We start from the raw sequence: 24,428 nt of genomic DNA on the forward strand, positions 1-24,428 counted from the left end.
AAGAATAAAATTTATTTGTTTATTTTTTCTATCAATTTTTTTCCTTCAATACTCAAAGTCGTGTGAGGAACTGCCATGAGACGTTCTTTTGGAATTAATTTTTTAGTTATACGACAAATTCCATAATCTTTATTTTCTACCCTAATTAAAGCAGAATTTAAACTTTTTATAAATTTTTGTAATTGTTCTACAATTTGAGTATTTTGTTCTTTACTCAAAGTTTCTGATCCTTCTTCAAAAGCTTTAAAAGTAGGACAAGTGTCATCTGTTCCATTATTTTGATCATTATAAAAAAAATCCTTAAAAATTGATAAATCTTTTTTCGCTTTTTTCAATTTCTCAAGTATAAGTCTACGAAACTCTTTTCTCTCTTCCATAGAATATCTCTTTTTTACTTCTCCTTTCATATTTTTATATTTTCTACTTTTCGTATCTGCATATATAATATGAATTTTTCTTCAAAATAGATTTTTTCTATCTCTCCTTCATATTTTGTTACATTTTCTTGTAAGAAAACATCTAAAGCAAGAGTTTCTTTACAAAGAAAATCTTTTTTTTTCTGTAAAATAACTTGTACTTTATTTTTGAAATCGTAGTTTCCTTTGAAACTTATGTATACAAGTATTTTTTCAGTTACATCATATTTACGATGTTTTCTGAATTTTTGTATATGTCTAATTAATTCTCTGATAAAACCCTCCTCCCAAAGAAAATCTGTGATTCGTAAATCTAATGCAATTGTAAATTTTGGATCAAACAAAACAGACCATCCTTTTATATATTCAGTACTAATTTGAACATCTTCTAAAGAAAGAAGAATTTTTTCTTTTTCCATAAAAAGAACACATGTTTTGTTTTTTTCTATTTCTTTAATTTTTTCTTGACTAAATTTTTTTATAGCTTCAGAAATTCGATGAATTTTATTTCCAAATTTAGGTCCTAAAGATTTATAATTAGGTTTGATATGTTTAATAAATTCAAGGTTTTTATAAGAGGAAGGAAATTCTATTTCCTTAACATTAGCTTCTTGAAACAGAATTTCAGATGATTGTTCCAATTGAAAACGCATATTTTTATTAGAAACAAGAATAAGTAATTTTTGCAAAGGTTGACGAATTTTAATTTTATTTTTCTTTCTTATAGAAAAAACCATTGTAATGATTTTCTGAATCCAAAGCATCCTACTTTCTAATTTTTTATTAATTAAATTAGAATCACAACTAGGAAAACTTGTAAAATGAATACTTTTGGAATCTTCTTTTTCAGTAACAGAATTTAAATCCACATATAATTTTTCAGAAAAAAATGGAGTTATAGGAGAAATTAACTTGGATACGACAATTAAACATTTATAAAGAATTTGATATGCAGATATTTTGTTTTTTGTATATTTTTCTTTCCAAAACCTTCTTCTACATAATCTGATATACCAATTGCTTAATTTATCTAAAACAAAAGAAGAAATCAAACGTGCTGCTTTAGTTGGATTATAATTAGAATAATAATCATCTGTTTTTTGAATAAGAGTATTTAATTCAGAAAGAATCCAAAAGTCTAATCCTGTATAATAATCAAAATATTCTTCTTCTTTATAAGAAAATCCATCAATATTAGCATATAAAACAAAAAAAGAATAAACATTATATAATGTTCCAAAAAATTTTTTCATCACAGTATGAACCTCATTAATATTAAATTTTAAATTATCCCAAGGTTCAGAATTGAATATAATATACCAACGAATAGCATCAGGTCCATAATTATCTATTAAATCAAAAGGATTAATAGTATTTCCTTTACTTTTCGACATCTTACGACCATTTTGATCCAAAATTAATCCTGTTGATACAACATTCTTATATGCTATTGAATTAAACAACAAACTACTAATAGTATGTAAAGTAAAAAACCATCCTCTTGTTTGATCTATTCCTTCCGAAATAAAGTCAGCGGGAAATAATAGATCTTGATCTATATATTCTTTATTTTCAAATGGATAATGAAATTGAGCATATGGCATTGCTCCAGAATCGAACCATACATCAATTAAATCAGATTCTCTTTTCATAGGAGATCCTTTTGGAGATACCAATATGATTTTATCCAAAATATGTTTATGTAAATCTATTTTATCATAATTATTATCACTCATATCATCTAATATAAAATCTTTAAATACATTTTGAGACATAAAACCATATTTTATAGATTTTTGAATTTCTAAAAACAATTCTTTCATTGATCCTACCACAATTTCCTCATCTCCTGTTTCCGTTCTCCAAATAGGAAGAGGGGTCCCCCAATATCTAGAACGTGAAAAATTCCAATCTTTTGTATTTCTTAACCAAGAATCAAAACGTTTCTTACCTGTAAAACCAGGATACCATTGAATTTTTTGATTCAAACTAATCATTTTATCCTTCATCTCTGTAGTTTTTATAAACCATGAATTTAATAGATAATAAAGTATTGGTTTTTCTGTTCTCCAACAATGTGGATAAAAATGAATATGTTTTTCTGTTCTAAATATTTTTTGTTCTTTTTCTAAAAAAAGAATGATCTCTTGATCTACTGAAAAAAAATTTTCTTGATTTGTATTAAATTCATCTTTCACATATTTTCCAGAAAACCCGTGAGGAAAATTTTCTAAAAATTTTCCTTGGAAATCAACTAAAGGAACAGGTCTATTTTCTTTATTTAAAACTAACATTGGAGGGATATTATATTTTTTAGCTATTATAAAATCATCCATTCCAAATGTAGGAGAAATATGAACAATTCCTGTTCCTTCATTAATATTAACAAATTCTCCTTCTATAATTTGAAATGCATTTTTTTCGTTATAGTAAGGTTTAAACCAAGGTAATAATTGTTCATATTTACTGAATATCAATTCTTTTCCTTTAAATTTTTCTATTATTACATAAGGAATTTTATGATTTTTTTTATCATAAATATCAAACTCAATAGAACTTGAAACAGGATAAAACTGATGATATAATAATACTTTATGAATTGATTTTTCAGAAAAAACAATATTTTCTTTTAAAAAAGTATACGGATTATAAGTTTTAACTAATATATAATCTATATTATAACCAAAAGCTAATGCAGTATTTGAAGGGATTGTCCAAGGAGAAGTCGTCCATGATATGAAATATATATCACCTAAAATATTTTTAAATTTTTCAGGTAAAGTACTTTTAATGGCTTTAAATTTTAAAAATGGAGATAATTGTTTCACTTTCTTATAAGTCCCCGGCATATTCAATTCATGATAACTTAGTCCTGTTCCTGCAGCAGGAGAATAAGGTTGAATTGTAAAACCTTTATAAATCAAATTCTGATTATATAATTTTTTGATTAACCACCAAACACTTTCTATATACTTTGCATTATAGGTAATAAACGAATTATCTAAATCTATGAAATATCCTATTTTTTTTGTAAATAATTTCCATTTTTTCAATGATTCACTGACAAAATTTTTACAAAAATTATTATATTTTTCTATACTAATTTTTTTTCCTATATCATTTTTAGTAATACCCATTTCTTTTTCAACATTTAATTCTACTGGAAGGCCATGGGCATCCCAACCTGCCTTTCTAAATATTTTTTTTCCTTTAAGAGCGTGATACCTACAAAAAATATCCTTTATGGTTCTAGTTAAAATATGATGAATTCCAGGGTTTCCATTTAAAGATGGAGGCCCTTCGTATAAAATATATGAAATTGTTTTTTTCTTATTAGAAAAAGAAAAACTATTTTGAAAAATCTTATGTTTTTTCCAATATTGAGATATTTCCATAGTTATCTGATTAAGATTCAATTTTTTATATTCTCTGAATATTCTTGACATAATAAGGCTATAATAAATTAATAATCTTCTATTTTAATAATTATATTTTGATATGAATAAAAATGAAACCTTTGATTGCAAAAAAAAAGAAGAAACCCCACTAATTAAGCAATATAATGATATAAAAACTAAATATCCAGATACAATTTTATTATTTCAAGTTGGAGATTTTTATGAAACTTTTGGAGAAGATGCCATTAAATGTTCTAAAACATTAAATATAGTCTTAACCAAACGATCTCATATACATTTAGCAGGTTTTCCTTACCATTCTTTGAATACATATTTGCCAAAATTGATACGTTCAGGATTTCGTGTTGCGATTTGTAATCAATTAGAAGAACCAAAAAAAGGAAAAAGTATAGTCAAAAGAGGTGTCACAGAACTTGTAACTCCAGGAATAGCCATAGATGAAAATATCATCACACCAAAATCCAATAATTTTTTAGCTTCTATTCATATAGGAAAAAATAAAAATTTTGGGTTAAGTTTTTTAGATATTTCTACTGGTGAATTTTTTGTAACAGAAGGAACAAAAGATTATATTTTTCAATATATAAAATATTTTCATCCTAGCGAAATTCTTTTTCAAAAAAAGGAAAAAAAATTCTTTGATCAATTGTTAAAAGGAAAATACTATACTTTTTTGATGGAAGATTGGATGTTTGATTATTCATTTGCATATGAAAAATTAACATCTCATTTTAAAATTAATTCTTTAAAAGGATTTGGAATTAATGATTTAAAATTAGGAATTATTTCTTGTGGGGTTGTTTTATCTTATTTACACAATACATTACATTTTAACATAAAACATATTTCTAACATACGAAGAATCAAAAAGGAAGAATCTATGTGGATAGACGATTTTACTTTTCGTAATTTAGAAATATTTCATCCTTTGAATAAAGAAGGAGTTTCTTTAATAAACATACTAGATTATACCATGACCCCCATGGGGGGAAGGTTATTAAAAAATTGGATTCTTTTTCCTTTAAAAAATTTATTTCATATAAAAACACGTCATCAAATAGTACAAGAATTATGTAATCATAATGTAATGCGTACTTTTATAAAAACAAAACTAAAAAATGTTTATGATATAGAAAGAATAATATCTAAAATAGCCATTGGAAAGATTACTCCACGTGAAATGGATACGTTATATAAATCATTAATTTCCATAGAAGAAATACAAAAAAATTTTTTATCTCAAAAATCTAAAATTTTTATAAATATTGGAAACTCTTTTCAAAATTGTAATTTTATATGTAAAAAAATTGCTAGTACAATACAAAAAAATCCTCCACATCAAATTGAAAAAGGAAAAGGAAATGTTATAATTAAAGGTTTTTCTAAAACGTTAGATGAAATTCGTATAATGTATTTTTCTCAAAAAGAATATTTAGAAAAACTATGTTCCATAGAGCAGTCAAAAACAGGAATTAATAATTTAAAAATTGGACATAATAACATGTTTGGATATTTTTTTGAAGTTAAAATTTCTAAAAAAAAAAAGGTACCATCCCATTGGATACAAAAACAAACATTAAAAAATTCTATTCGATATATTACTGATGAGTTAAAAAATTATGAATTAAAGATTTTTAATGCAGAACAAAAAATATTTCTTATTGAAAAAGAGATATTTAGTAATCTTACCAATCAAATATTAGAAAAAATAAAACCCTTACAAAAAAATGCAAAAATAATTGCTAAATTAGATGTTCTATGCTCTTTTTCTAATTTAGCATTAGAAAATAATTACGTAAAACCGAAAGTCAATGATTCCTTAAAAATATCAATAATAAAAGGAAGACATCCAGTTATTGAAAGACAATTCATTGATAAAACTTCATACATTCCTAATGATATTATTTTAAATAAACTGAATCAACAAATATTAATCATAACAGGACCCAACATGTCAGGAAAATCTGCCATTTTGCGTCAAACAGCTATTATTATATTGATGGCTCATATTGGAAGTTTCGTTCCTGCTAAATATGCGGAAATAGGATTAATAGACAAAATATTTAGTAGAGTTGGAGCTTCCGATAACATTTCTTTAGGAGAATCTACCTTTATGGTAGAAATGAATGAAACAGCAAATATACTAAATAATCTTTCCAAAAGAAGTTTTCTCATTTTAGACGAAATAGGAAGAGGAACAAGTACTTATGATGGAATTTCAATAGCAAAATCTATCATAGAATTTTTACATGAAAAAAACTTACGTCCTCTAACCTTATTTGCCACACATTATCATGAATTAAATGAAATGAGTTTTCTTTTTCAAAGAATAAAAAACTATCACGTATCTGTAAAAAAAACAAATGATAATATCATTTTTATGCGGAAACTAATATCTGGAGGAAGTAAACATAGTTTTGGAATTTATGTAGCTAAAATCTCGGGAATGCCCATAGAAATCATTGAAAGAGCAAAAAAAACATTAAACACATTAAAATCAAAAGAAAATCAAACAAAAATAAATAAAAAAAAAGTTTTTTATTTATTAAAAAAAATAATTTGTTCTTTAAAAAGAATCAAAAATGTTGATTCTTTATCTTTGAAGGATATATTTCTTAAAATTCACGAAATTAAAAATTTATTAGAATATTAAAATTTGCTACATATACAAAAGTGTATTTAAATTAGTCATTCAAAATCAACGCGAGAATAGCTCAGTTGGGAGAGCGCGACCTTGCCAAGGTTGAGGCCGCGGGTTCAAATCCCGTTTCTCGCTTTTCATTTTTAAACGCCCGGATGGTGGAATAGGTAGACACACAGGACTTAAAATCCTGTGATCATTGTGATCGTACGGGTTCAAATCCCGTTCCGGGTATTTTTTATTGATTATAATTAAAATAATTAGGTGATTCTTTAGTAATATTTACACTGTGTGGATGGTTCTCTTTTAATCCTGAATTGGTAATTCTTACAAATTTACTTGTTTTCATTAGCTCTGGAATAGTGGAAACCCCACAATAACCCATACCAGAACGAACCCCTCCACAAATTTGATAAATTACATCTTTTATTTTCCCTTTGTAGGGAACTATAGCTTCTATTCCTTCTGGAACAGATTTTTCATTAAATTGAAAATAGCGATCTTTACTTCCTCTTTTCATAGCTATTAATGACCCCATTCCTACATAAGTTTTAAACTTTCTCCCTTGAAAAATTACTTCTTCTCCTGGAGCTTCATCTGTTCCAGCAAATAAACTTCCAATCATAACAGAACTAGCTCCAGAAGCGAGAGCTTTAACCACATCTCCTGAATATCTGATTCCTCCATCAGAAATAACGCTAATATTTCTTTTTTTAGCATATTCATATACATCATTAATAGCTGTAATTTGTGGCATTCCTACTCCAGCTATGACTCTTGTTGTACAGATCGATCCAGATCCAATTCCTACTTTTAAAACGGAAGAACCAGCATTTATCAAATCTTTAGCCCCTTCCATAGTCACTACATTTCCTGTTAATAATGTTATTTTTGGAAAAGAATTTCTGATTAATTTTATGATTTTTAATACTCTAGATGAATGACCATGTGCTGAATCTATAGCTATTATATCTACTCCTATTTTCACCAATGATTCTACTCTTTCTATAGTTTTGTTATCTATTCCAACAGCAGCCCCTACACGTAAACGACCTCTAGAATCTTTGCAAGCATTAGGATATTCAATTAAATTATCAATATCTCTAATCGTGATTAATCCTACTAATTTATGAAAATCATCTACTATAGGTAATTTTTCTATTCTTTCTTTCAATAAAATATCTTTAGCTTTTTCTAAAGTTATATCTTTCTTGGATGTAATTAACTTTTCTTTTGTCATTACTTCTTCAACTAAAGAATCTAAATCTGTACGATATTTTATATCTCTCCTAGTAATAATTCCTACTAATGAATAATCTTTTTCTATAACAGGTAATCCAGAAATTTTAAATTTTTTCATAAGATATTGTGCATACCTTAATGTTGAATTTCTAGAAAGAGTAATAGGATCATCTATCATTCCACTTTCACTTCTTTTGACTCTGTAAACCTCTTCTGATTGGTTTTTTATATTCATATTTTTATGAATAATTCCTATTCCTCCTTCTCTAGCTATGGATATAGCTAAAGAAGATTCTGTTACTGTATCCATAGCCGCACTTAATATAGGAATGTTCATAGTAATATCAAGTGTCAGAGATGTTTTAAGAGAAACTTCTGATGGAAGAATTGAAGAATAAGAAGGGACAAGTAAAACATCATCAAAAGTAAGAGCCTCTTTTAAAATCTTTTTATTTAAAGACATAATTAAAAATATATAATTTTATTTGTTATTTTTTTTTACGAATACATAATATTCTTATTTTCAAACTAAAAAAAAATAAAATCTAGTTATATTTTCTTTTTTAAAAAAAATACAGATAATGATCTATTTTTTCATTCCAAATTTTTATATAAATTTGTCCAGAATATGTAATAACTGAAATACTATCGATTATGATGAAAAAATTAAGAATTACAGTCACCACAATCTTGTTAGCAATATTTTTGTTTACTATTAGTTGTAACAACAAAAAAAATGAAAGTACCTCCCCTACAACAGAAGAGGAAAAGACAGCTAATAATAATGAAAATCAAACAGATAACACTAACACCAATACACCTCCTACAACTAGTGAGGATTCCTCAAAAAATACTAATACTAATGAGGAAAATAATAACAATACATCTGAAAAAGAGAAAGTGACACCTGAGGAAAACGATAAAAAATAATAAGTAGAATTAAAAAAGTAGAAGTGATAAAGAGAAAAAAGTGTGGATCCACACTTTTTTCTCTTCTCAGCTTTTAACTCTTGCCTTTTTTCCTTTTAGAGTCCTAAAATAATAAATCTTTGATCTTCTCACTTTTCCTTTCTTGTTCACCTCTATTTTCCGTATATTAGGTTGATGAAAAATAAATATGCGTTCTATTCCTATTCCTGCACTTATTTTACGAATGGTGAATGATTTTGTTAATCCTTTTCCTTGTTTTTTTATCACCACTCCTTTAAAAGATTGAATTCTGTTTTTTTCTCCTTCTTTAATTTCGAAAAAAACAGTAATTGTATCTCCTGAATGAAATAATGGGAAATGATTTTTAGATAAAAATTGATCTTCCGTGTATTTTATAATATTTCGAAACATGATTTGATTATTTATTATAATTCTTTTATTTCATATCTAATTTTTTCAGATAGAAAATCAGCTCTTTTTTTTGAAGGACTTTCTGTATGTATTCTAATAATATTTTCAGTATTTGATTTCCTGATATGTATCCATTCATCGGATTTAAAATAAATTTTAATTCCATCACTAAAATCCATTTTTTTTCCTTTATATCTTTTTTTTATTGTTTTTAATAATATTTTCATCCGTTGATGTCGTTCATGAGAATGAGAAAAAAATCGAATTTTTTTTTTAGACATAAAATAATTGGAATATCTTTTTTTTAATTTAGATAACGGAATATTATCTAATTTAGATATTTGAGTTAAAAATAACGCTATTCCAATCAATGCATCTCTTCCATAACGAAATTTAGGATAAATAACACCCCCATTTCCTTCCCCTCCAACAACAGCATGAACTTCTTTCATTTTTTTTACAACATGGATTTCTCCAACAGGAGTTGAATAATAAGGAACTCCTTTTTTGATAGAAAGATCTTTCAATGCATGAGAAGATGATAAAGTAGAAACGATAGGTCCTAATTGATTTTCCAATATATAATCTGCTATGGATACTAAAGTATATTCTTCTCCAAAGAAATCTCCGTTTTCGCAAATAAACACGACACGGTCTACATCAGGATCTACAGATATTCCTAGATTTGCTTTTAAATCCGGTACTTTTTTACAGATTTCTCTTAAGTTTTTTTCAATAGGCTCAGGATTATGAACAAAATCTCCATGAGGATCACAATACATTTTAACAACATGTACCCCTAAATATTTTAACAAAATAGGGACGGCTATCCCTCCTGTAGAATTAATTCCATCTATCACAATTTTTAATTTAGCTTTTTGAATAATATTTTTATCTATAATAGATAATGAAAGAATCTTTTCTATATGTTTTTGAATATAATTTTCTTTATAAAAAAGATGACCTAATTTTTTATATGAAGAAAAATTAAAATATTTTTTTTCTGCTATATATAACAATTTTTCAAAATCTTTTTCAGATAAAAATTCTCCATAAGAATTAAACATTTTTAATCCATTCCAATTTTTAGGATTATGACTTGCCGTTAACATGACTCCTCCATCAGCTTTTTCATTCATCACAGCAATACCAACAGTAGGAGTTGTAGATAAACCTATGTTTATAACATCTACTCCAAGACTTTGAAAAGTAATTATTAAAAATTTTTGAAATAAAACAGAAGAAACTCTTCCATCCCTACCCAATATTAAAACAAATTTTTTTTTATTTTTATGTTTTTTTTTCATCCAAAAAACATATCCTGCAGCAAATTGAATAATATCTATGGGAGAAAAACTTTTTCCAATTTTTCCTCCCAATGTTCCTCTTATTCCAGATGAAGATTTTACAAGTGTCAAAAATGATTGAATTTTTTTATTACAAACAAAAATACAAAAATTAAATTGTTTAATTTATTCAAATTCTATCACTTTTATGGGATGGGTTTTTTTAATAAAAAATGAAGAAGGAAAAAATATTGTTATAAAACAAATAAAAACAATAGATAAATTGATAATGATAAAATGGAAAATATTGATGCGAATAGGAACAAAATCAACAAAATATTGTGTTTTGTTTAATGAGATTAAATGAAATTTTTTTTGCAGTACTAATAAAGTGATTCCAATGCTATTTCCTATAATTAATGAAGGGGTCAATATTTGCACAATATAAAACAAAAATATTTTATGTATAACTTTATTTTTAGCTCCTAAAGTTTTTAAAATACCTATAGTTCTAATTCTTTCTAAAAGAAGAATCAGAATAAATACTACCATGTTAATGGTCACAGATGCAAATATAATCAGACTAATAACAATAATATTTATATCAAAAATATTTATCCATTTTATGAGATCATGATTACTTTTAATATTTTGAACTAAAAATTCTTTAGGGTTTTTCTTAAAAATTTCTTTTTTTATATTTTCATAAGAAACAAAAATCTCAAATTTTTCTACTAAATCTTTTTTCTGTCCGTAAATTTTTTGAATAGATTTTATATTTCCAATAATATATACATCATCAAATTCCGGTATTCCAGTTTCATATAAACCAGAAATTATAAATTTTTTTGAAAAAAAGATAGGATTTCCTTTTTTATCAAAAGATAAAAAATCTATTCTTATGTTTGATCCAACATTTAATCCTAATGATAAGGATATTTTTTTAGATAAAAGAACATTTTGATTACATAAGAATTTTTTTGGAGAAACATTTTTCGTTATTAAAAAATATTGAAAAAAAGCGGGATTATAATCTTCATATAATCCTTTAAATATATATCTGTCTATTTTTTTATTTGTAGAAATAATCACATTGTTTTCAGAAATTCCATGAATTTGTTTAACTAAATCAGATTTTAAAAACTTTTTCAATAAAAATTTCTTTTTTATTCTAGAAAAAAAAGGAGAAATTGTTTTTGAATTTTCTTTCTGAATTAGAATCTGTCCTCTAACATTTAATAGTTTATCTTTTATAATTTCTTTAAATCCAAATCCTATAGAAAAAGTTAAAAAGGCTATAATCAAACCAAAAATTATTGTTGTTTGTGTTATGATAACTATTGTTTTAAGAGTTTGATTTTTTCTACAATCCTCCCAAACTGTCTTTTTGGAAAAAAACCATTCAAAATTCAATTTTATTTTTTTAATTCTAAATTTCTTTTTTCAAAGAATTTTCATCATTGAAGTCTATTTCATTATTAGAATTAGATTCTGATAACGTATGATCTTCAAAATCCTCATAAGGAGAAGATATAAAAAGATCTTCTTGATCAAGAACATTTTTTTTGTAATCTTCTTCCCAAACTAATGAAACATGTTTTTTTTCTTCTAAGTTTACAAATTTAGCTTGATCACTTATAAATTTTAAACGAAATTTATCTAATCCTCCATTTCTATGTTTAGAAATTATAATTTCTGCTTGACCTATACAGGAATCATTATCTTCATCCGAATCCCAAATTTTAAATCCATAATATTCAGGTCTGTAAATAAACAAAACTATATCTGCATCTTGTTCGATTGCTCCTGATTCCCGTAAATCAGATAATACAGGACGTTTGTTTCCTCCTCTTGTTTCTACAGCTCTAGAGAGTTGAGATAAAGCTATTATTGGAATATCTAGTTCTTTTGCTATAGATTTTAGACTCCTAGAAATAACCGATATTTCTTGCTCTCTATTTTGTAATTTAGAACCATGATCATGAATCCCCATTAATTGCATATAATCTATAAATATTAATTTAATTCCATGTTGAGATATCAAACGACGGCATTTTGCACGCAAACTAAATATAGATAAAGAAGGAGTATCATCTATAAATAAAGGAACATTTTTTAAATTTTCTGTTTTATGGAACAAGTGCTTCCAATCTGATTGAGATAAATTTGCTCTTTTAATCTTTTCTGAAGAAATGCCAGTTTCTGAAGAAATCAACCTTGTAATTAATTGAATAGAAGACATTTCTAATGAAAAAATTATAATTGGAATTTTTTGGTCTACAACTATATTTTTAACCATAGATAACATAAAAGTGGTTTTTCCCATTCCAGGTCTGGAAGCTAATATGATTAAGTCAGAATTCTGCCATCCAGAAGTAATATAATCCAGTCTATGAAATCCAGAAGGAATTCCACTTAATCCTTCTTTTTCTGTTTTTTTAATTTTTTCAATAGCTTTTTGTATAAGACATTGAGTGGTTTCATATTGTTTTTCTATTAAATATTTCTGATGAATCTCAAAAAGTTTTGATTCTGCATGATCTAAAAGATCAAAAACATCTGTACTTTCCTCATAACATTTTTGGATAATATGAGAAGATATACTGATTAATTTTCTTAGAATAAATTTTTGTACTACTATACGGCTATGATACTCTATATGTGCAGAAGAAATAACTTTTTGTGTTAATTCAATTAAATATAATTCTCCTCCTATTGATTCCAATTTTCCGATTCTTCGAAGTTCATTTAAAACAGTGTATATATCTATAGGTTTAGAATTATGATATAATTTTTGTATCGCAAAAAATATTTCTTGATGTTCTTTCTTATAAAAAATTTCAGGAAAAAGTATATCAATAACTTCATCTAATCCTTTTTTATCAATCATAATAGCTCCTATTATGGCTTCTTCTAAATCTAATGCTTGAGGAGGAATTTTTCCCCCTTTTAAGTTTTTGAAACGAAATCGATTGGTTTCTTCCTGTATAATATTACTCATAAAATCATTTTAAAAAAATAAACATAAATAAAGAATGAACTAAATAAAAGATAGATAATCGGTATCATAAATAATAAATCATAATATAGAAAGTTATTCATCGAAAAAACCAATAGAAATATACTTATTTTTTCTTTTCTTAATAAGAAATTCTATATTAATTTCAGATAATTGCTTATAATGTTTAATAATTTGTTTTTTGACAAGTTTATAAGCTTTTTTAGGACAAAAATGAGCTCCTCCTAAAGGTTCTTTGATGACCTCATCTATAAGATTTAATTGATGCATATTTCCTGCTGTCAATTTCAATGCTTCTGCTGATTTTTCTTTATGATCGCGACTTCCCCATAGTATGGTAGAACAACTTTCAGGAGAAATTACAGAAAACCAAGAATTCTCCATCATGGAAACCTTATCTCCTATTCCAATTCCCAAAGCTCCTCCACTAGCCCCCTCTCCTATAATTAAAACAATAATGGGAACTTTTAAACACATCATCTCATAAATATTTTTACCTATGGCTTCTCCTTGTCCCCTTTCTTCTGCTTCAATTCCAGGAAAAGCTCCTGGTGTATCAATGAAAGTAATAATAGGTTTTTCAAATTTTTCTGCTAATTTCATAAGACGCAAAGCTTTTCTATATCCTTCTGGATTAGGCATACCAAATCTTCTATACTGTCTATCCTTAGTATTCTTTCCTTTTTGAGTTCCAATTAGCATAAAAGTATAATCCTCTATTTTTCCAAACCCTCCTACTATAGCCTTATCGTCACCAAAATGACGATCTCCATGTAATTCGATAAAAGAATCTTCTTTTGTTATGGAATATATATAATCTAAAGTATAAGGCCTATTTGGATGTCTAGATAATTGTACTCTTTGCCAAGGTGTAAGATTACTGTGTAATTTTTTAATAGTTTTTTCCAATTTCAATTGCAATTGATTGCAAATTTCTTTCATATTTATCCCACTCTTTTTTTCTATTAGTACACAATTCACATATTGATCCTGAATTTCTTGGATCGGTTTCTCAAAATCTAAATACTCCATATTAAATTAAATAGTAAATGATTGAATATATTCACGATTCATAAAAGAAATATATTCTGTGGAGATTCCTTTTGGACATTCAACTTCACATGTTCTGGTATTAGTACAACTTCCAAATCCTTCTTCATCCATTTTTTTTATCATATTCAGAACTCTTTTTTTTCTCTCTATTTTTCCTTGAGGTAATAAAGCAAATTGTGAAACTTTTGCTGAAACAAATAACATTGCCGATCTATTTTTACATACAGCGACACATGCCCCGCAACCAATACACGTTGACGCATCAAAAGCTTTATCTGCTTGATGCTTTGAAATTGGAATCATATTTCCATCTATTGTTTTTCCAAATGTATTTACAGAAATATATCCTCCTGATATAATAATCCTATCAAAAGATGATCTATCTACAATAAGATCTTTAATTATAGGAAAAGGTTTAGCCCTCCAAGGCTCTACATATATAGTTTCTCCATCATGAAAATGACGCATATGAAGTTGACAAGTAGTAGTTAAACTATCTGGACCATGTGCTCTTCCATTAATATATAGAGAACACATTCCACAAATTCCTTCACGACAATCATGATCGAATGATATAGGAGAAGAATCTTTTTTCTTGCATAAGATAATCTGATTGTTTAGAATATCTAACATTTCTAAAAATGAACTATTAGAAGATATATTATAGATTTGATAAGTTTTAAAATATCCCTTTTCCTTACTATTTTTTTGTCTCCATATTTTTAACTTAAAATTCATAAGTTCTTTTCTTTAATTATGTTTTTTTTATTTATAAGAACGTGACTGAACTTTTGCAAAAGTAAAATTTAAATCTTCTTTATGCATAATTTCATCACTTATAGGATAATTTTTTCTGTATTCCCATACAGAAACATATTTATAATGAACATCATCACGAAGAGCTTCTCCTTCTTTTGTTTGGTATTCTTCACGAAAATGACTTCCACAAGATTCTTTTCTATTTAAAGCATCCATAGCCATTAATTCTCCTAATTCTAAAAAATCTGCAACACGTCCAGCTTTTTCTAATTCAGAGTTTAATCCATCATCAACATATCCGGGAACGAAAACATTTTTCCAAAATTCATATCGAAGTTCTTGTATATTTTTTATAGCTTTACATAAACCTATATGGTTTCTACTCATTCCTACATATTTCCACATAATATTTCCAAGTTTTTTATGAAAAAAATCAACAGGCATATTTCCATTATTTTGAATAAGTTTTTGAATTCTATCTTTTACATTTTTTTCTGCTTGTTGAAAAGCTATATGTTTGGTAGATATCTTTTCTGTGATACATTTAGATAAGTAATCCGCTATGGTATATGGAAGAATAAAATAACCATCAGCTAATCCCTGCATTAATGCAGAAGCTCCAAGTCGATTTGATCCATGATCAGAAAAATTAGCTTCTCCTATAACATAACATCCAGGAATAGATGTCATTAAATTATAATCGACCCACAATCCTCCCATTGTATAATGGACTGCTGGATAAATTTTCATAGGAGTCTTGTAAGGATCTTCATTGGTTATTTTTTCATACATATGAAATAAATTTCCATATTTAGATTCCATTATTTTTTTTCCTAATTTTTTTTTATCCAATGAACTGGGTTGTTGAATTCCAAGTTCATTTGCTTTTTCTTTTCCATATTTTTCTATAGAAAAACTAAAATCTAAAAATACGCCTTCTTTGTTCTCATTATTTTCTATTCCAAATCCTTTATCACAACGTTCTTTAGCCGCTCTAGAAGCAACATCTCTCGGAACAAGATTTCCAAACGAAGGATAGCGTCTTTCAAGATAATAATCTCTATTTTCTTCACTTATATCCTCAGGTTTTTTAGAACCATTTCGTAAGAAAACGGCATCTTCTAATTTATTGGGGACCCATATTCTTCCATCATTTCTTAATGATTCAGACATTAATGTTAATTTAGATTGATAATTTCCATGTATAGGAATACAAGTGGGATGTATTTGAGTGTAACAAGGATTAGCAAAAAATCCTCCTTTTTTATGAACTTTCCATATAGCACTTGCGTTAGATCCCATTGCATTGGTAGATAAAAAAAATATATTTCCGTACCCTCCTGAAGCTATAACTATAGCATGTGCTGCATGTTTTTCTATTTTTCCGGAAATCAGATTTCTTGCAATAATTCCTTTAGCTACCCCATCCACCGTTACTAAATCTAACATTTCATGACGATTATACATTTTTATTCTTCCTTTTCCTATTTGTCTAGCCATAGAAGAATAGCATGCTAATAAAAGCTGTTGTCCTGTTTGACCCTTTGCATAAAAGGTTCTAGAAACTTTTGTTCCTCCAAAAGATCTGGTTTCCAAGTATCCTGCATAATCACGAGCAAATGGAACACCTTGGGCGACACATTGATCTATAATGTTAGAAGAGATTTCTGCTAAACGATAAACATTAGCCTCCCTAGATCTATAATCTCCACCTTTAATTGTATCATAAAATAGTTGATAAATTGAATCGTTATCTCCTTTATAATTTTTAGATGCATTAATTCCACCTTGTGCAGCTACAGAATGCGCTCTTCTTGGAGAATCTTGGTAACAAAAAGCTTTTACTCTATATCCTAATTCTGATAAAGAAGCGGCAGCTGATCCTCCAGCAAGACCTGTTCCAACAACAATAATTTCTATATTAGATCTGTTGTTAGGAGATACTAATTTTAAAGTCGATTTATGATCGATCCATTTATGAGTTAACGAAGTGACTGGAATTTCAGAATGAAATTTAAAGGAATTTTTCATCAAAAAAAATATTAGTTATCATTAAAAAAAAACCAGATAGCAATAAGAGAAAATCCAGAACAAATGAACCAAAAATATAAAAATCCAAATCTTTGAATCCAAGCCCATCTTTTTTCATTGGATAAACCCAAAGATTGAAAAGAAGATTGAAATCCATGATTTAAATGAATGCCTAAAATAAAAAACGAAAATACATATATCAATGTATAAAAAGGATTTTTGAATAAAGAAACAACTATATTATAATCAGAAATTGAACGAATATCATTTGAATATTTCATGGGAATCATGAAATTGATAAGATGTAAAATTAAAAAACATAAAATTAAAGTTCCTGTATATACCATTGTACGACTACTAAATGAACTAGTAGAATAAGAATTCACAGCATAATCTACTTCTCCTTTTCTTTTTCTATTTTCTAAATGTAGCTTAATTCCTAATAAAATATGAATTATAAAACCTATGGCAAGAACATATTCCATTATTCGGATAAATATATTTTTCCTCATAAAAAAAACAGCTTTGTTAAAAGCTTGTTCTCCTGAAAAAAGAAATAAATTCACACTCAAATGCAATAGCAAAAAAATCATTAAAAAAACTCCTGTAGTCGCCATGACCACTTTCTTTCCAATAGAAGATTGAACAAAATTGCAATGATTCACTGTAATTCACATGTTTATTTAAAAGTAAATATAAATTAAGATATATGAAATATTTTTTTATATGAAAGTCATCACTATTTTCTAATTTTTTGAAGAATATTCACAAGTAAATCTATATCTTTTTTTTCATTAAAAATTCCAAAAGAAATTCTAATAGGCATTGTTCGTTTTAATAAATATTCATCTGTTATAGATTGAATTACATGAGATTTTTTCTGATTCTTGCTATTACAAGAACTTCCTTTAGAGACAGCCACTCCCATTATATCTAAATGAAAATAAAACAAATGATCCGGTTTTATGGGATATAAAAAATTTAATATTGAGGGAGTGCTTTTCTCAGGATGAGATGATAATCCATTAAAAATGATATTGGGAATTATTTTTTTTAATTCTAAAATACAATAAGATTTTAAATCTTGTATTTTTTTTATATGATTTGTAAAATTACAATAAAATAATCGTAAAGCTTCTGATAATCCAGCAATTCCATGTATGTTTTCCGTACCTGAACGGATTCCATATTCCTGAACTCCACCAGTTATAAAAGGTTTCATTTTTTTTAAAAGATGATGTCTTATAAAAGCAAACCCAATTCCTTTTGGTCCATAAAATTTGTGTGCACTGGCAGTAGCAAAATCACAGGATAATTGTTCCATATTAATAGGAAGATTTCCTATACCTTGTATGGTATCTGAATGAAAATAAGCATTATATTTTTTACATAAAAAAACGACTTGATCCACTTCTAACAAATTTCCAATTTCATTATTAGCATACATTAAACTAACAAGTGTTTTTTTATATATGTTTTTTTTCAAATTTTCTTCCATATTATTGAAATCTAGTATTCCTTTTTTATTAATTGAAATAAAATCTACAGATATTTTATATTTAATAGATAGATCTAAAATTGTTTGTAATACGGATGTATGTTCTAACTGTGAGGTTAGAATATGTTGGATACCTAAATCTAATACTGAAGATCTCAATACGAGATTATTTGCTTCAGTTCCTCCTGAAGTAAAAATGATCTCAGAAGGAGATGCTTTAATATTTTTTGCGATACAAATTCTAGATTCCTCTAAAATTGAACGAGCTTCTCTTCCATAACTGTGCTGTACAGAAGAAGGATTTCCTAATGAGTATTTTAATGTGTTCATTATTACTTTCAAAACTTCATTTCTTATAGGAGTGGAAGCTGCGTTATCCAAATATACTCGTTTCATTATAAAATAAAAATTTTTACATATACATACAAATATATAATGTATTCAAATTCCGTTTGTTAAAAATATATTTTAATAAAAAATCTCATTTTTAATTTTGTATATTTATCATACATTATATTGGAAAATATATTTTAAAGTCTTCATTAAAAAGAAACTTTATAGCTTTTGTTAAATAAATATTTGTTGTTTTAATAATGTGATTAAAATGTCTATTTTATTTTTATTTAAATTGAGTGAATATGGAAATAAATGTTGGATTTTTGGTTCTAATGGGGTTTTTGATTGGAATTATTACATGTTATTTTTTTGGAAAAAAAACTATATTAAAAAAATATATTCAATTATTGGAAAAAGCTAATTTTCAAGCAAAAAAAATCATAAACAATGCAGAAAAAGAAGGAGAATCCATAAAAAAAAAGAAAATGATTCAAGCAAAAGAAAAATTTATAGAACTTAAATCTAAACATGAAAAAAACGTTTATTTGAGAGAAAAAAAAATAATTGATATAGAAAACAAAACAAAAGAAAAAAAAAATAGATTGTCTAAAGAAATAGAAATCTATTTTAAAAAAAATAATCGTTTAGAATTACAAATACATGATTACGAGAAAAAATATAAAATTCTTAAAAAAAAACAAGAAGAATTTAAAAATATGCATATTCAACAAGTAGAATTACTTGAAAAAATATCTAATTTTTCTTCTGAAGAAGCTAAAAATGAATTAATTGAAATTCTTAAAGAAGAGGCCAAAGCAAAAGCACAAACTCACATACAAAACATTATAGAAGAATCACAATTAACTGCAAAAATGGAGGCAAAAAAAATTGTTATTCAAGCGATTCAAAGAATTGGAACCGAACAAGCCGTAGAAAATGCTGTATCCGTTTTTAACATAGAATCAGATGATGTTAAAGGTCGTATAATCGGAAGAGAAGGAAGAAATATAAGAGCTCTAGAAAAAGCAACGGGAGTAGAAATTATTGTAGATGATACTCCAGAAGCCATTCTTTTATCTTGCTTTAATCCTATAAGAAGAGAAATAGCTCGATTAGCTCTTCATAAATTAGTTATAGATGGACGTATACATCCAGCTAGAATCGAAGAAATAGTAGCAAAAACAGAAAGGCAAATTGAAGAGGAAATTATAGAAGTAGGAAAAAAAAACATTATAGATTTAGGAATTCATAGAATTCATCCAGAATTAATCAGAATGATAGGAAGAATGAAATATCGTTCTTCTTATGGACAAAATCTTTTACAGCATTCTCGGGAAGTGGCTCGTTTATCAGGAATATTAGCTTCTGAATTGGGGTTAAATTCAAAATTGGCAAAACGTGCTGGATTATTACATGATATAGGAAAAGTTCCTGAAAACGAATCAGAACTTTCTCATGCTATTTTAGGAATGCAGTGGGCAGAAAAATATGGAGAGAACATGGAAGTTTGTAATGCCATCGGTTCACATCATGATGAAATAGAAATGAAAGTACTACTCTCTCCCATAATACAAATTTCAGATTCTATTAGTGGAGCTCGTCCTGGAGTAAGAAGAAATTCTTTTGAATCTTATTCAAAAAGGCTAAAGAATTTAGAGGATATAGCGTTGAGTTTTGATGGAGTTAATAAAGCTTTTGCCATACAAGCAGGAAGAGAATTACGTGTATTAGTTGAAAGTGATAAAATCAATGATAAAAAAGCTTTTCAATTATCTTGTGATATAACAGAAAAAATAAAAAACGAAATGACTTATCCTGGTCAAATTAAAGTGACAGTGATTAGAGAAACTCGAGCTGTACAAATAGCTAGATAAAATTAATAAAAATTATGAAAGACTCTCCTATAACTTCTTTTATTAAAAAATACTTCCTTCATTTTAATGCTTTAACTTTATCAGAAGCCGCTAAAGCATATAAATATCATATTCAAAATGATGGAAAAATGATGGTAACACTAGCCGGTGCAATGAGTACTGCCGAATTAGGAAAAATATTATCTGAAATGATACGAGAAGATCAAATTCATATTATTTCTTGTACGGGGGCTAATTTGGAAGAAGATCTATTGAATTTGATAGCTCATTCTCATTATAAAAAGATACCCAACTATAGAGATTTAACTCCTGATGAAGAAAAAGATTTCTTAAAAAAAGGTTATTACAGAGTAACTGATACTTGTATTCCAGAAGAACAAGCTTTTAAAAAATTACAAAAACATATGTTAAAAATATGGACAAGAGCTAAAGAAAAATCAGAACGTTATTTTCCTCATGAATACATTTATCAATTATTATTAGAAAACATTTTAAAACCCTATTACGATATAGATTCAGAAAACAGTTGGGTCTTAGCTGCAGCAAAAAAAAATATACCCCTAATAGTTCCAGGATGGGAAGATAGCACAATTGGAAATATTTTTGCCTCATATTGTATGAAAAAACTATTTCATCCTTTTCTTGTAAAGAGCGGGATAGAATATATGATATTTTTAGCAAAATGGTATCAAAAAGAATCTATAAAACACAAAATAGGTTTTTTTCAAATTGGAGGAGGTATTTCAGGAGATTTTCCTATTTGTGTGGTCCCCATGTTATCTCAAGATATAGGATTTCATTCTACTCCGTTTTGGTCTTATTTTTGTCAAATTTCTGATTCCACAACCAGTTATGGATCTTATTCTGGAGCTATTCCTAACGAAAAAATCACTTGGGGAAAACTCGATAAAGATACTCCAAAATTTATCATTGAATCAGATGCTACTATAGTTGCTCCGCTTATTTTTGCATATATATTAAATATGTAATTTATTGATTATAAAATATAAAAATTGATGAAAAATTTATATGATCTTGTCGTTATTGGTTCTGGACCAGGAGGATATGTTTCCGCAATCAGAGCAAGTCAATTGGGACTTCGGACTGCTATTATAGAGAAGTATCAGGAATTAGGCGGAACATGTTTAAATGTAGGTTGTATTCCTTCTAAATCTCTTTTAGATTCTTCTAAATATTTTTCATTAGCTAAAAATAATTATTCTTCACATGGAATTTTTTTTGAAAAATTATTTTTTGATTTCAAAAAAATGATGGATAGAAAAAATGAGGTAGTAAAAAATATAAATAATGGAGTAAAATATCTAATGAAGAAAAATAAAATTGATGTATATCAAGGAATAGGTTCATTTAAAACCAAAAATATTCTGTTTCTAAAAGATATAAAATCCTTGAAAGAAAAAGAAGAAATACAATTTCAATATTGCATCATATCTACAGGATCTAAACCTTCATGCTTCCCCCACTTAAATTTTCATCTAGAAAATAGAATTCTTTCTTCTACAGAAGCTCTTCATTTAAAAGAGATTCCAAAAAAATTAATCATAATTGGAGGAGGAATCATTGGATTAGAATTAGGTTCTATTTTTAATAGATTAGGAAGTAAAATTATCATCATAGAACCTATGGAAAAAATCATATCAAATATGGATGATTCTTTAAGTCATGAAATGAAAAAAATATTAGAAAAATCTTCTATTCAAATAGAAACCTCTTTATCTGTTTCCAATATTTTTAAAGAAAATCATGAACAAATATCTGTTTTTGCAAAAAAAAATCATAATGGAAAAGAAGTGAAATTCATAGGAGATTATTGTCTGTTATCAATAGGAAGAAAACCATATACAAAAAATTTAGGGTTAGAAAATATAAAGATTCAAAAAAATAAAAAAGGATTTATACATGTAAATGATGATTTACAAACTTCTGTAAAGAATATTTATGCAATAGGAGATGTTATAGGAGGAAAAATGTTAGCACATAAGGCTGAAGAAGAAGGATTATATGTAGTGGAACATATAGTGGGACAAAAACCAAATAATTTAAATTATAATTTAATTCCATCAATAATTTATACTTACCCTGAAGTAGCCAGTGTTGGACGCTCAGAAAATGAAATTAAGAAAGATAAAATAGAATATAATATAGGGATTTTTCCTATGAAAATATTAGCGAGGGCTCGTACGAGTGGCTGTACTGATGGTTTTTTAAAAATGATTTCTCACAAAAAAACAGATGAAATATTAGGAGTCCATATCATTGGAGATCATGCTTCAGATATGATTATGGAAGCATCTGTCGCTATGGAATTTCGATCCTCTTCAGAGGATATATATAGAATATGTCATCCTCATCCTACTTTCAGTGAATCATTTAAAGAAGCCGCTTTATTAAACTTTGAAAATCGTTCTATACATATGTAAATACTTTTAGTGCCAAAAATTCCAAAAAATGGTTTTTCTTCCTATTTTTTTCAGAAAATTATTAGTTTTTTCAAAATGTTTAGATCCGAAAAAACCCATATGAGCAGAAAAAGGAGATGGATGTGAGGTTTTTAAAACGTAATGATCATGAAAAGAATTGATTAAAGGTATTTTCCTTTGAGCATACTTTCCCCATAAAAGAAAAACAATATTTTTTTTTTGATCGGAAATAGTTTGTATAATTTGATCAGTAAAAAGTTCCCATCCTATATTTTTATGAGACAAAGGAAAACCTTTTCTGACTGTTAATATTGAATTTAATAATAACACTCCTTGCTTTGCCCAATGAATTAAAGATCCACTAATAGGATAATAACTTGTTTTTAAATTCAAACAATTATTCACTTCTGTAAATATATTTTTTAATGAAGCGGGAATGGGTATTCCATCAGGAACAGAAAAACAAAGACCATCCGCTTGATTATCTTTATGATAAGGATCTTGTCCTAGGATAACTACTTTTAATCTTTGAAAAGAACAATATTTTAAACAAAGAAATACATTTTTTTGTTTAGGAAAACAAATAAAACGATTATATTCAATTCTAAGAATCTTCAATAATTTTATAAAATAAGGTTTATGAAATTCATCCTTTAATAAGGAAATCCAATCGAAATTAATCTCTGATTTTTCTTTTAGTATCATCATAAAAATGAACTAAAGATTTCCATGTAAAAAATTCTTTTTTTGAATAAGTTTCTTTTTATTTTCATAATTTTTTTTATCTGGAATACAACATTGAACTGGACAAATTATAATACATTGAGGTTGATCATAAAAACCCACGCATTCTGTACATTTTTCCGGAACAATAAAATATATATCCTTTTTTTTGGGTTCTTGAAATCTAGTTGGATCTAGTATTTTGTTTTTTTTCAAAGAAGTTCCATCTGACATTCTCCATTTTTTTCCTCCTTCATAAATTGCTCGATTAGGACATTCAGGTTCACAAGCTCCACAATTTATGCATTTTTCTGTAATTTTTATGGACATTGAATTTTGAAAAAATTAA

Annotated in this window: 19 protein-coding genes and 2 tRNA genes; 7 read left to right on the top strand and 14 right to left on the bottom strand. The window is 26.8% G+C overall.

The annotated features are described in order from the left end of the window. Nucleotides 1-11 precede the first annotated feature (11 nt). Nucleotides 12-407 carry a TraR/DksA family transcriptional regulator gene (locus BPAA_RS02335; RefSeq protein WP_015430061.1) on the bottom strand — a complete coding sequence of 132 codons (396 nt, stop codon included), beginning with the start codon at nucleotides 405-407 and terminating at the stop codon, nucleotides 12-14. Then, on the bottom strand, nucleotides 404-3,862 hold the full coding sequence (gene ileS, locus BPAA_RS02340) for an isoleucine--tRNA ligase (RefSeq protein ID WP_015430062.1): 3,459 nt from the start codon (nucleotides 3,860-3,862) through the stop codon (nucleotides 404-406). Before ileS ends, BPAA_RS02335 begins: the two co-directional genes overlap by 4 nt. Before the next feature lie 52 nt (nucleotides 3,863-3,914). On the opposite strand from ileS, the gene mutS reads away from it, so the two are divergent. The 3 genes from mutS to BPAA_RS02355 all read left to right on the top strand — a co-directional run bounded on the left by mutS (nucleotide 3,915) and on the right by BPAA_RS02355 (nucleotide 6,710). Next, nucleotides 3,915-6,488: a DNA mismatch repair protein MutS gene (gene mutS / locus BPAA_RS02345; protein ID WP_015430063.1), complete on the top strand. Its 2,574-nt coding sequence runs from the start codon at nucleotides 3,915-3,917 to the stop codon at nucleotides 6,486-6,488. Nucleotides 6,489-6,538: 50 nt separating this feature from the next. Then, a tRNA-Gly gene (locus BPAA_RS02350) sits at nucleotides 6,539-6,611 on the top strand. A gap of 14 nt (nucleotides 6,612-6,625) precedes the next feature. Next, nucleotides 6,626-6,710 (top strand) — tRNA-Leu (locus BPAA_RS02355). Nucleotides 6,711-6,714: 4 nt separating this feature from the next. On the opposite strand, the gene guaB is transcribed toward BPAA_RS02355, so the two are convergent. Beyond that, on the bottom strand, nucleotides 6,715-8,181 hold the full coding sequence (gene guaB, locus BPAA_RS02360; RefSeq protein ID WP_015430064.1) for an IMP dehydrogenase: 1,467 nt from the start codon (nucleotides 8,179-8,181) through the stop codon (nucleotides 6,715-6,717). A gap of 191 nt (nucleotides 8,182-8,372) precedes the next feature. Between guaB and BPAA_RS02365 the strand changes: the two genes are divergently transcribed. Next, nucleotides 8,373-8,648 carry a hypothetical protein gene (locus tag BPAA_RS02365; protein ID WP_015430065.1) on the top strand — a complete coding sequence of 92 codons (276 nt, stop codon included), beginning with the start codon at nucleotides 8,373-8,375 and terminating at the stop codon, nucleotides 8,646-8,648. A 66-nt stretch (nucleotides 8,649-8,714) separates the two neighbouring features. Here the strand turns inward: BPAA_RS02365 and rplS are convergent, their stop codons facing one another. From rplS to BPAA_RS02410, 9 genes are all read right to left on the bottom strand, one after another. Next, on the bottom strand, nucleotides 8,715-9,059 hold the full coding sequence (gene rplS, locus BPAA_RS02370) for a 50S ribosomal protein L19 (protein ID WP_015430066.1): 345 nt from the start codon (nucleotides 9,057-9,059) through the stop codon (nucleotides 8,715-8,717). A 14-nt stretch (nucleotides 9,060-9,073) separates the two neighbouring features. After that, complete coding sequence (gene glmM / locus BPAA_RS02375; protein WP_015430067.1) at nucleotides 9,074-10,477, bottom strand: phosphoglucosamine mutase; 1,404 nt, start codon at nucleotides 10,475-10,477, stop codon at nucleotides 9,074-9,076. A gap of 54 nt (nucleotides 10,478-10,531) precedes the next feature. Next, nucleotides 10,532-11,758 (bottom strand): ABC transporter permease, encoded by a 1,227-nt coding sequence (locus tag BPAA_RS02380; RefSeq protein ID WP_015430068.1) that lies wholly within the window; start codon nucleotides 11,756-11,758, stop codon nucleotides 10,532-10,534. 16 nt (nucleotides 11,759-11,774) lie between these two features. After that, a complete protein-coding gene (gene dnaB / locus BPAA_RS02385; protein ID WP_015430069.1) occupies nucleotides 11,775-13,346 on the bottom strand; it encodes a replicative DNA helicase in 1,572 nt (523 codons plus the stop codon). Between the two features lie 93 nt (nucleotides 13,347-13,439). After that, nucleotides 13,440-14,396, bottom strand: coding sequence for an acetyl-CoA carboxylase carboxyltransferase subunit alpha (locus BPAA_RS02390; protein ID WP_015430070.1), 957 nt, complete (start codon nucleotides 14,394-14,396; stop codon nucleotides 13,440-13,442). 6 nt (nucleotides 14,397-14,402) lie between these two features. After that, on the bottom strand, nucleotides 14,403-15,155 hold the full coding sequence (locus tag BPAA_RS02395) for a succinate dehydrogenase/fumarate reductase iron-sulfur subunit (RefSeq protein WP_015430071.1): 753 nt from the start codon (nucleotides 15,153-15,155) through the stop codon (nucleotides 14,403-14,405). Nucleotides 15,156-15,182: 27 nt separating this feature from the next. Continuing rightward, complete coding sequence (locus BPAA_RS02400; protein ID WP_015430072.1) at nucleotides 15,183-17,207, bottom strand: fumarate reductase/succinate dehydrogenase flavoprotein subunit; 2,025 nt, start codon at nucleotides 17,205-17,207, stop codon at nucleotides 15,183-15,185. Nucleotides 17,208-17,218: 11 nt separating this feature from the next. Then, nucleotides 17,219-17,872 (bottom strand): succinate dehydrogenase cytochrome b subunit, encoded by a 654-nt coding sequence (locus tag BPAA_RS02405; RefSeq protein ID WP_015430073.1) that lies wholly within the window; start codon nucleotides 17,870-17,872, stop codon nucleotides 17,219-17,221. Nucleotides 17,873-17,946: 74 nt separating this feature from the next. Then, nucleotides 17,947-19,101, bottom strand: a complete 1,155-nt coding sequence (locus tag BPAA_RS02410; RefSeq protein ID WP_015430074.1) for a cysteine desulfurase family protein — start codon at nucleotides 19,099-19,101, stop codon at nucleotides 17,947-17,949. A 242-nt stretch (nucleotides 19,102-19,343) separates the two neighbouring features. On the opposite strand from BPAA_RS02410, the gene rny reads away from it, so the two are divergent. The 3 genes from rny to lpdA are packed head-to-tail and all read left to right on the top strand — an operon-like array spanning nucleotide 19,344 to nucleotide 23,356. Continuing rightward, a complete protein-coding gene (rny, locus tag BPAA_RS02415) occupies nucleotides 19,344-20,915 on the top strand; it encodes a ribonuclease Y (RefSeq protein ID WP_023469958.1) in 1,572 nt (523 codons plus the stop codon). 14 nt (nucleotides 20,916-20,929) lie between these two features. Continuing rightward, nucleotides 20,930-21,904 (top strand): deoxyhypusine synthase family protein, encoded by a 975-nt coding sequence (locus tag BPAA_RS02420; protein ID WP_015430076.1) that lies wholly within the window; start codon nucleotides 20,930-20,932, stop codon nucleotides 21,902-21,904. A 27-nt stretch (nucleotides 21,905-21,931) separates the two neighbouring features. Continuing rightward, a complete protein-coding gene (gene lpdA, locus BPAA_RS02425; protein ID WP_015430077.1) occupies nucleotides 21,932-23,356 on the top strand; it encodes a dihydrolipoyl dehydrogenase in 1,425 nt (474 codons plus the stop codon). A 6-nt stretch (nucleotides 23,357-23,362) separates the two neighbouring features. Here lpdA and BPAA_RS02430 read toward each other — a convergent pair whose 3' ends face one another. Then, nucleotides 23,363-24,064, bottom strand: coding sequence for a uracil-DNA glycosylase (locus BPAA_RS02430; protein ID WP_015430078.1), 702 nt, complete (start codon nucleotides 24,062-24,064; stop codon nucleotides 23,363-23,365). Between the two features lie 9 nt (nucleotides 24,065-24,073). Next, complete coding sequence (locus tag BPAA_RS02435) at nucleotides 24,074-24,409, bottom strand: 4Fe-4S binding protein (RefSeq protein WP_015430079.1); 336 nt, start codon at nucleotides 24,407-24,409, stop codon at nucleotides 24,074-24,076. Nucleotides 24,410-24,428 lie beyond the last annotated feature (19 nt).

This window comes from Blattabacterium cuenoti BPAA (assembly GCF_000348805.1).
In the GTDB taxonomy this organism is placed as follows: Bacteria; Bacteroidota; Bacteroidia; order Flavobacteriales; family Blattabacteriaceae; genus Blattabacterium; species Blattabacterium cuenoti_B.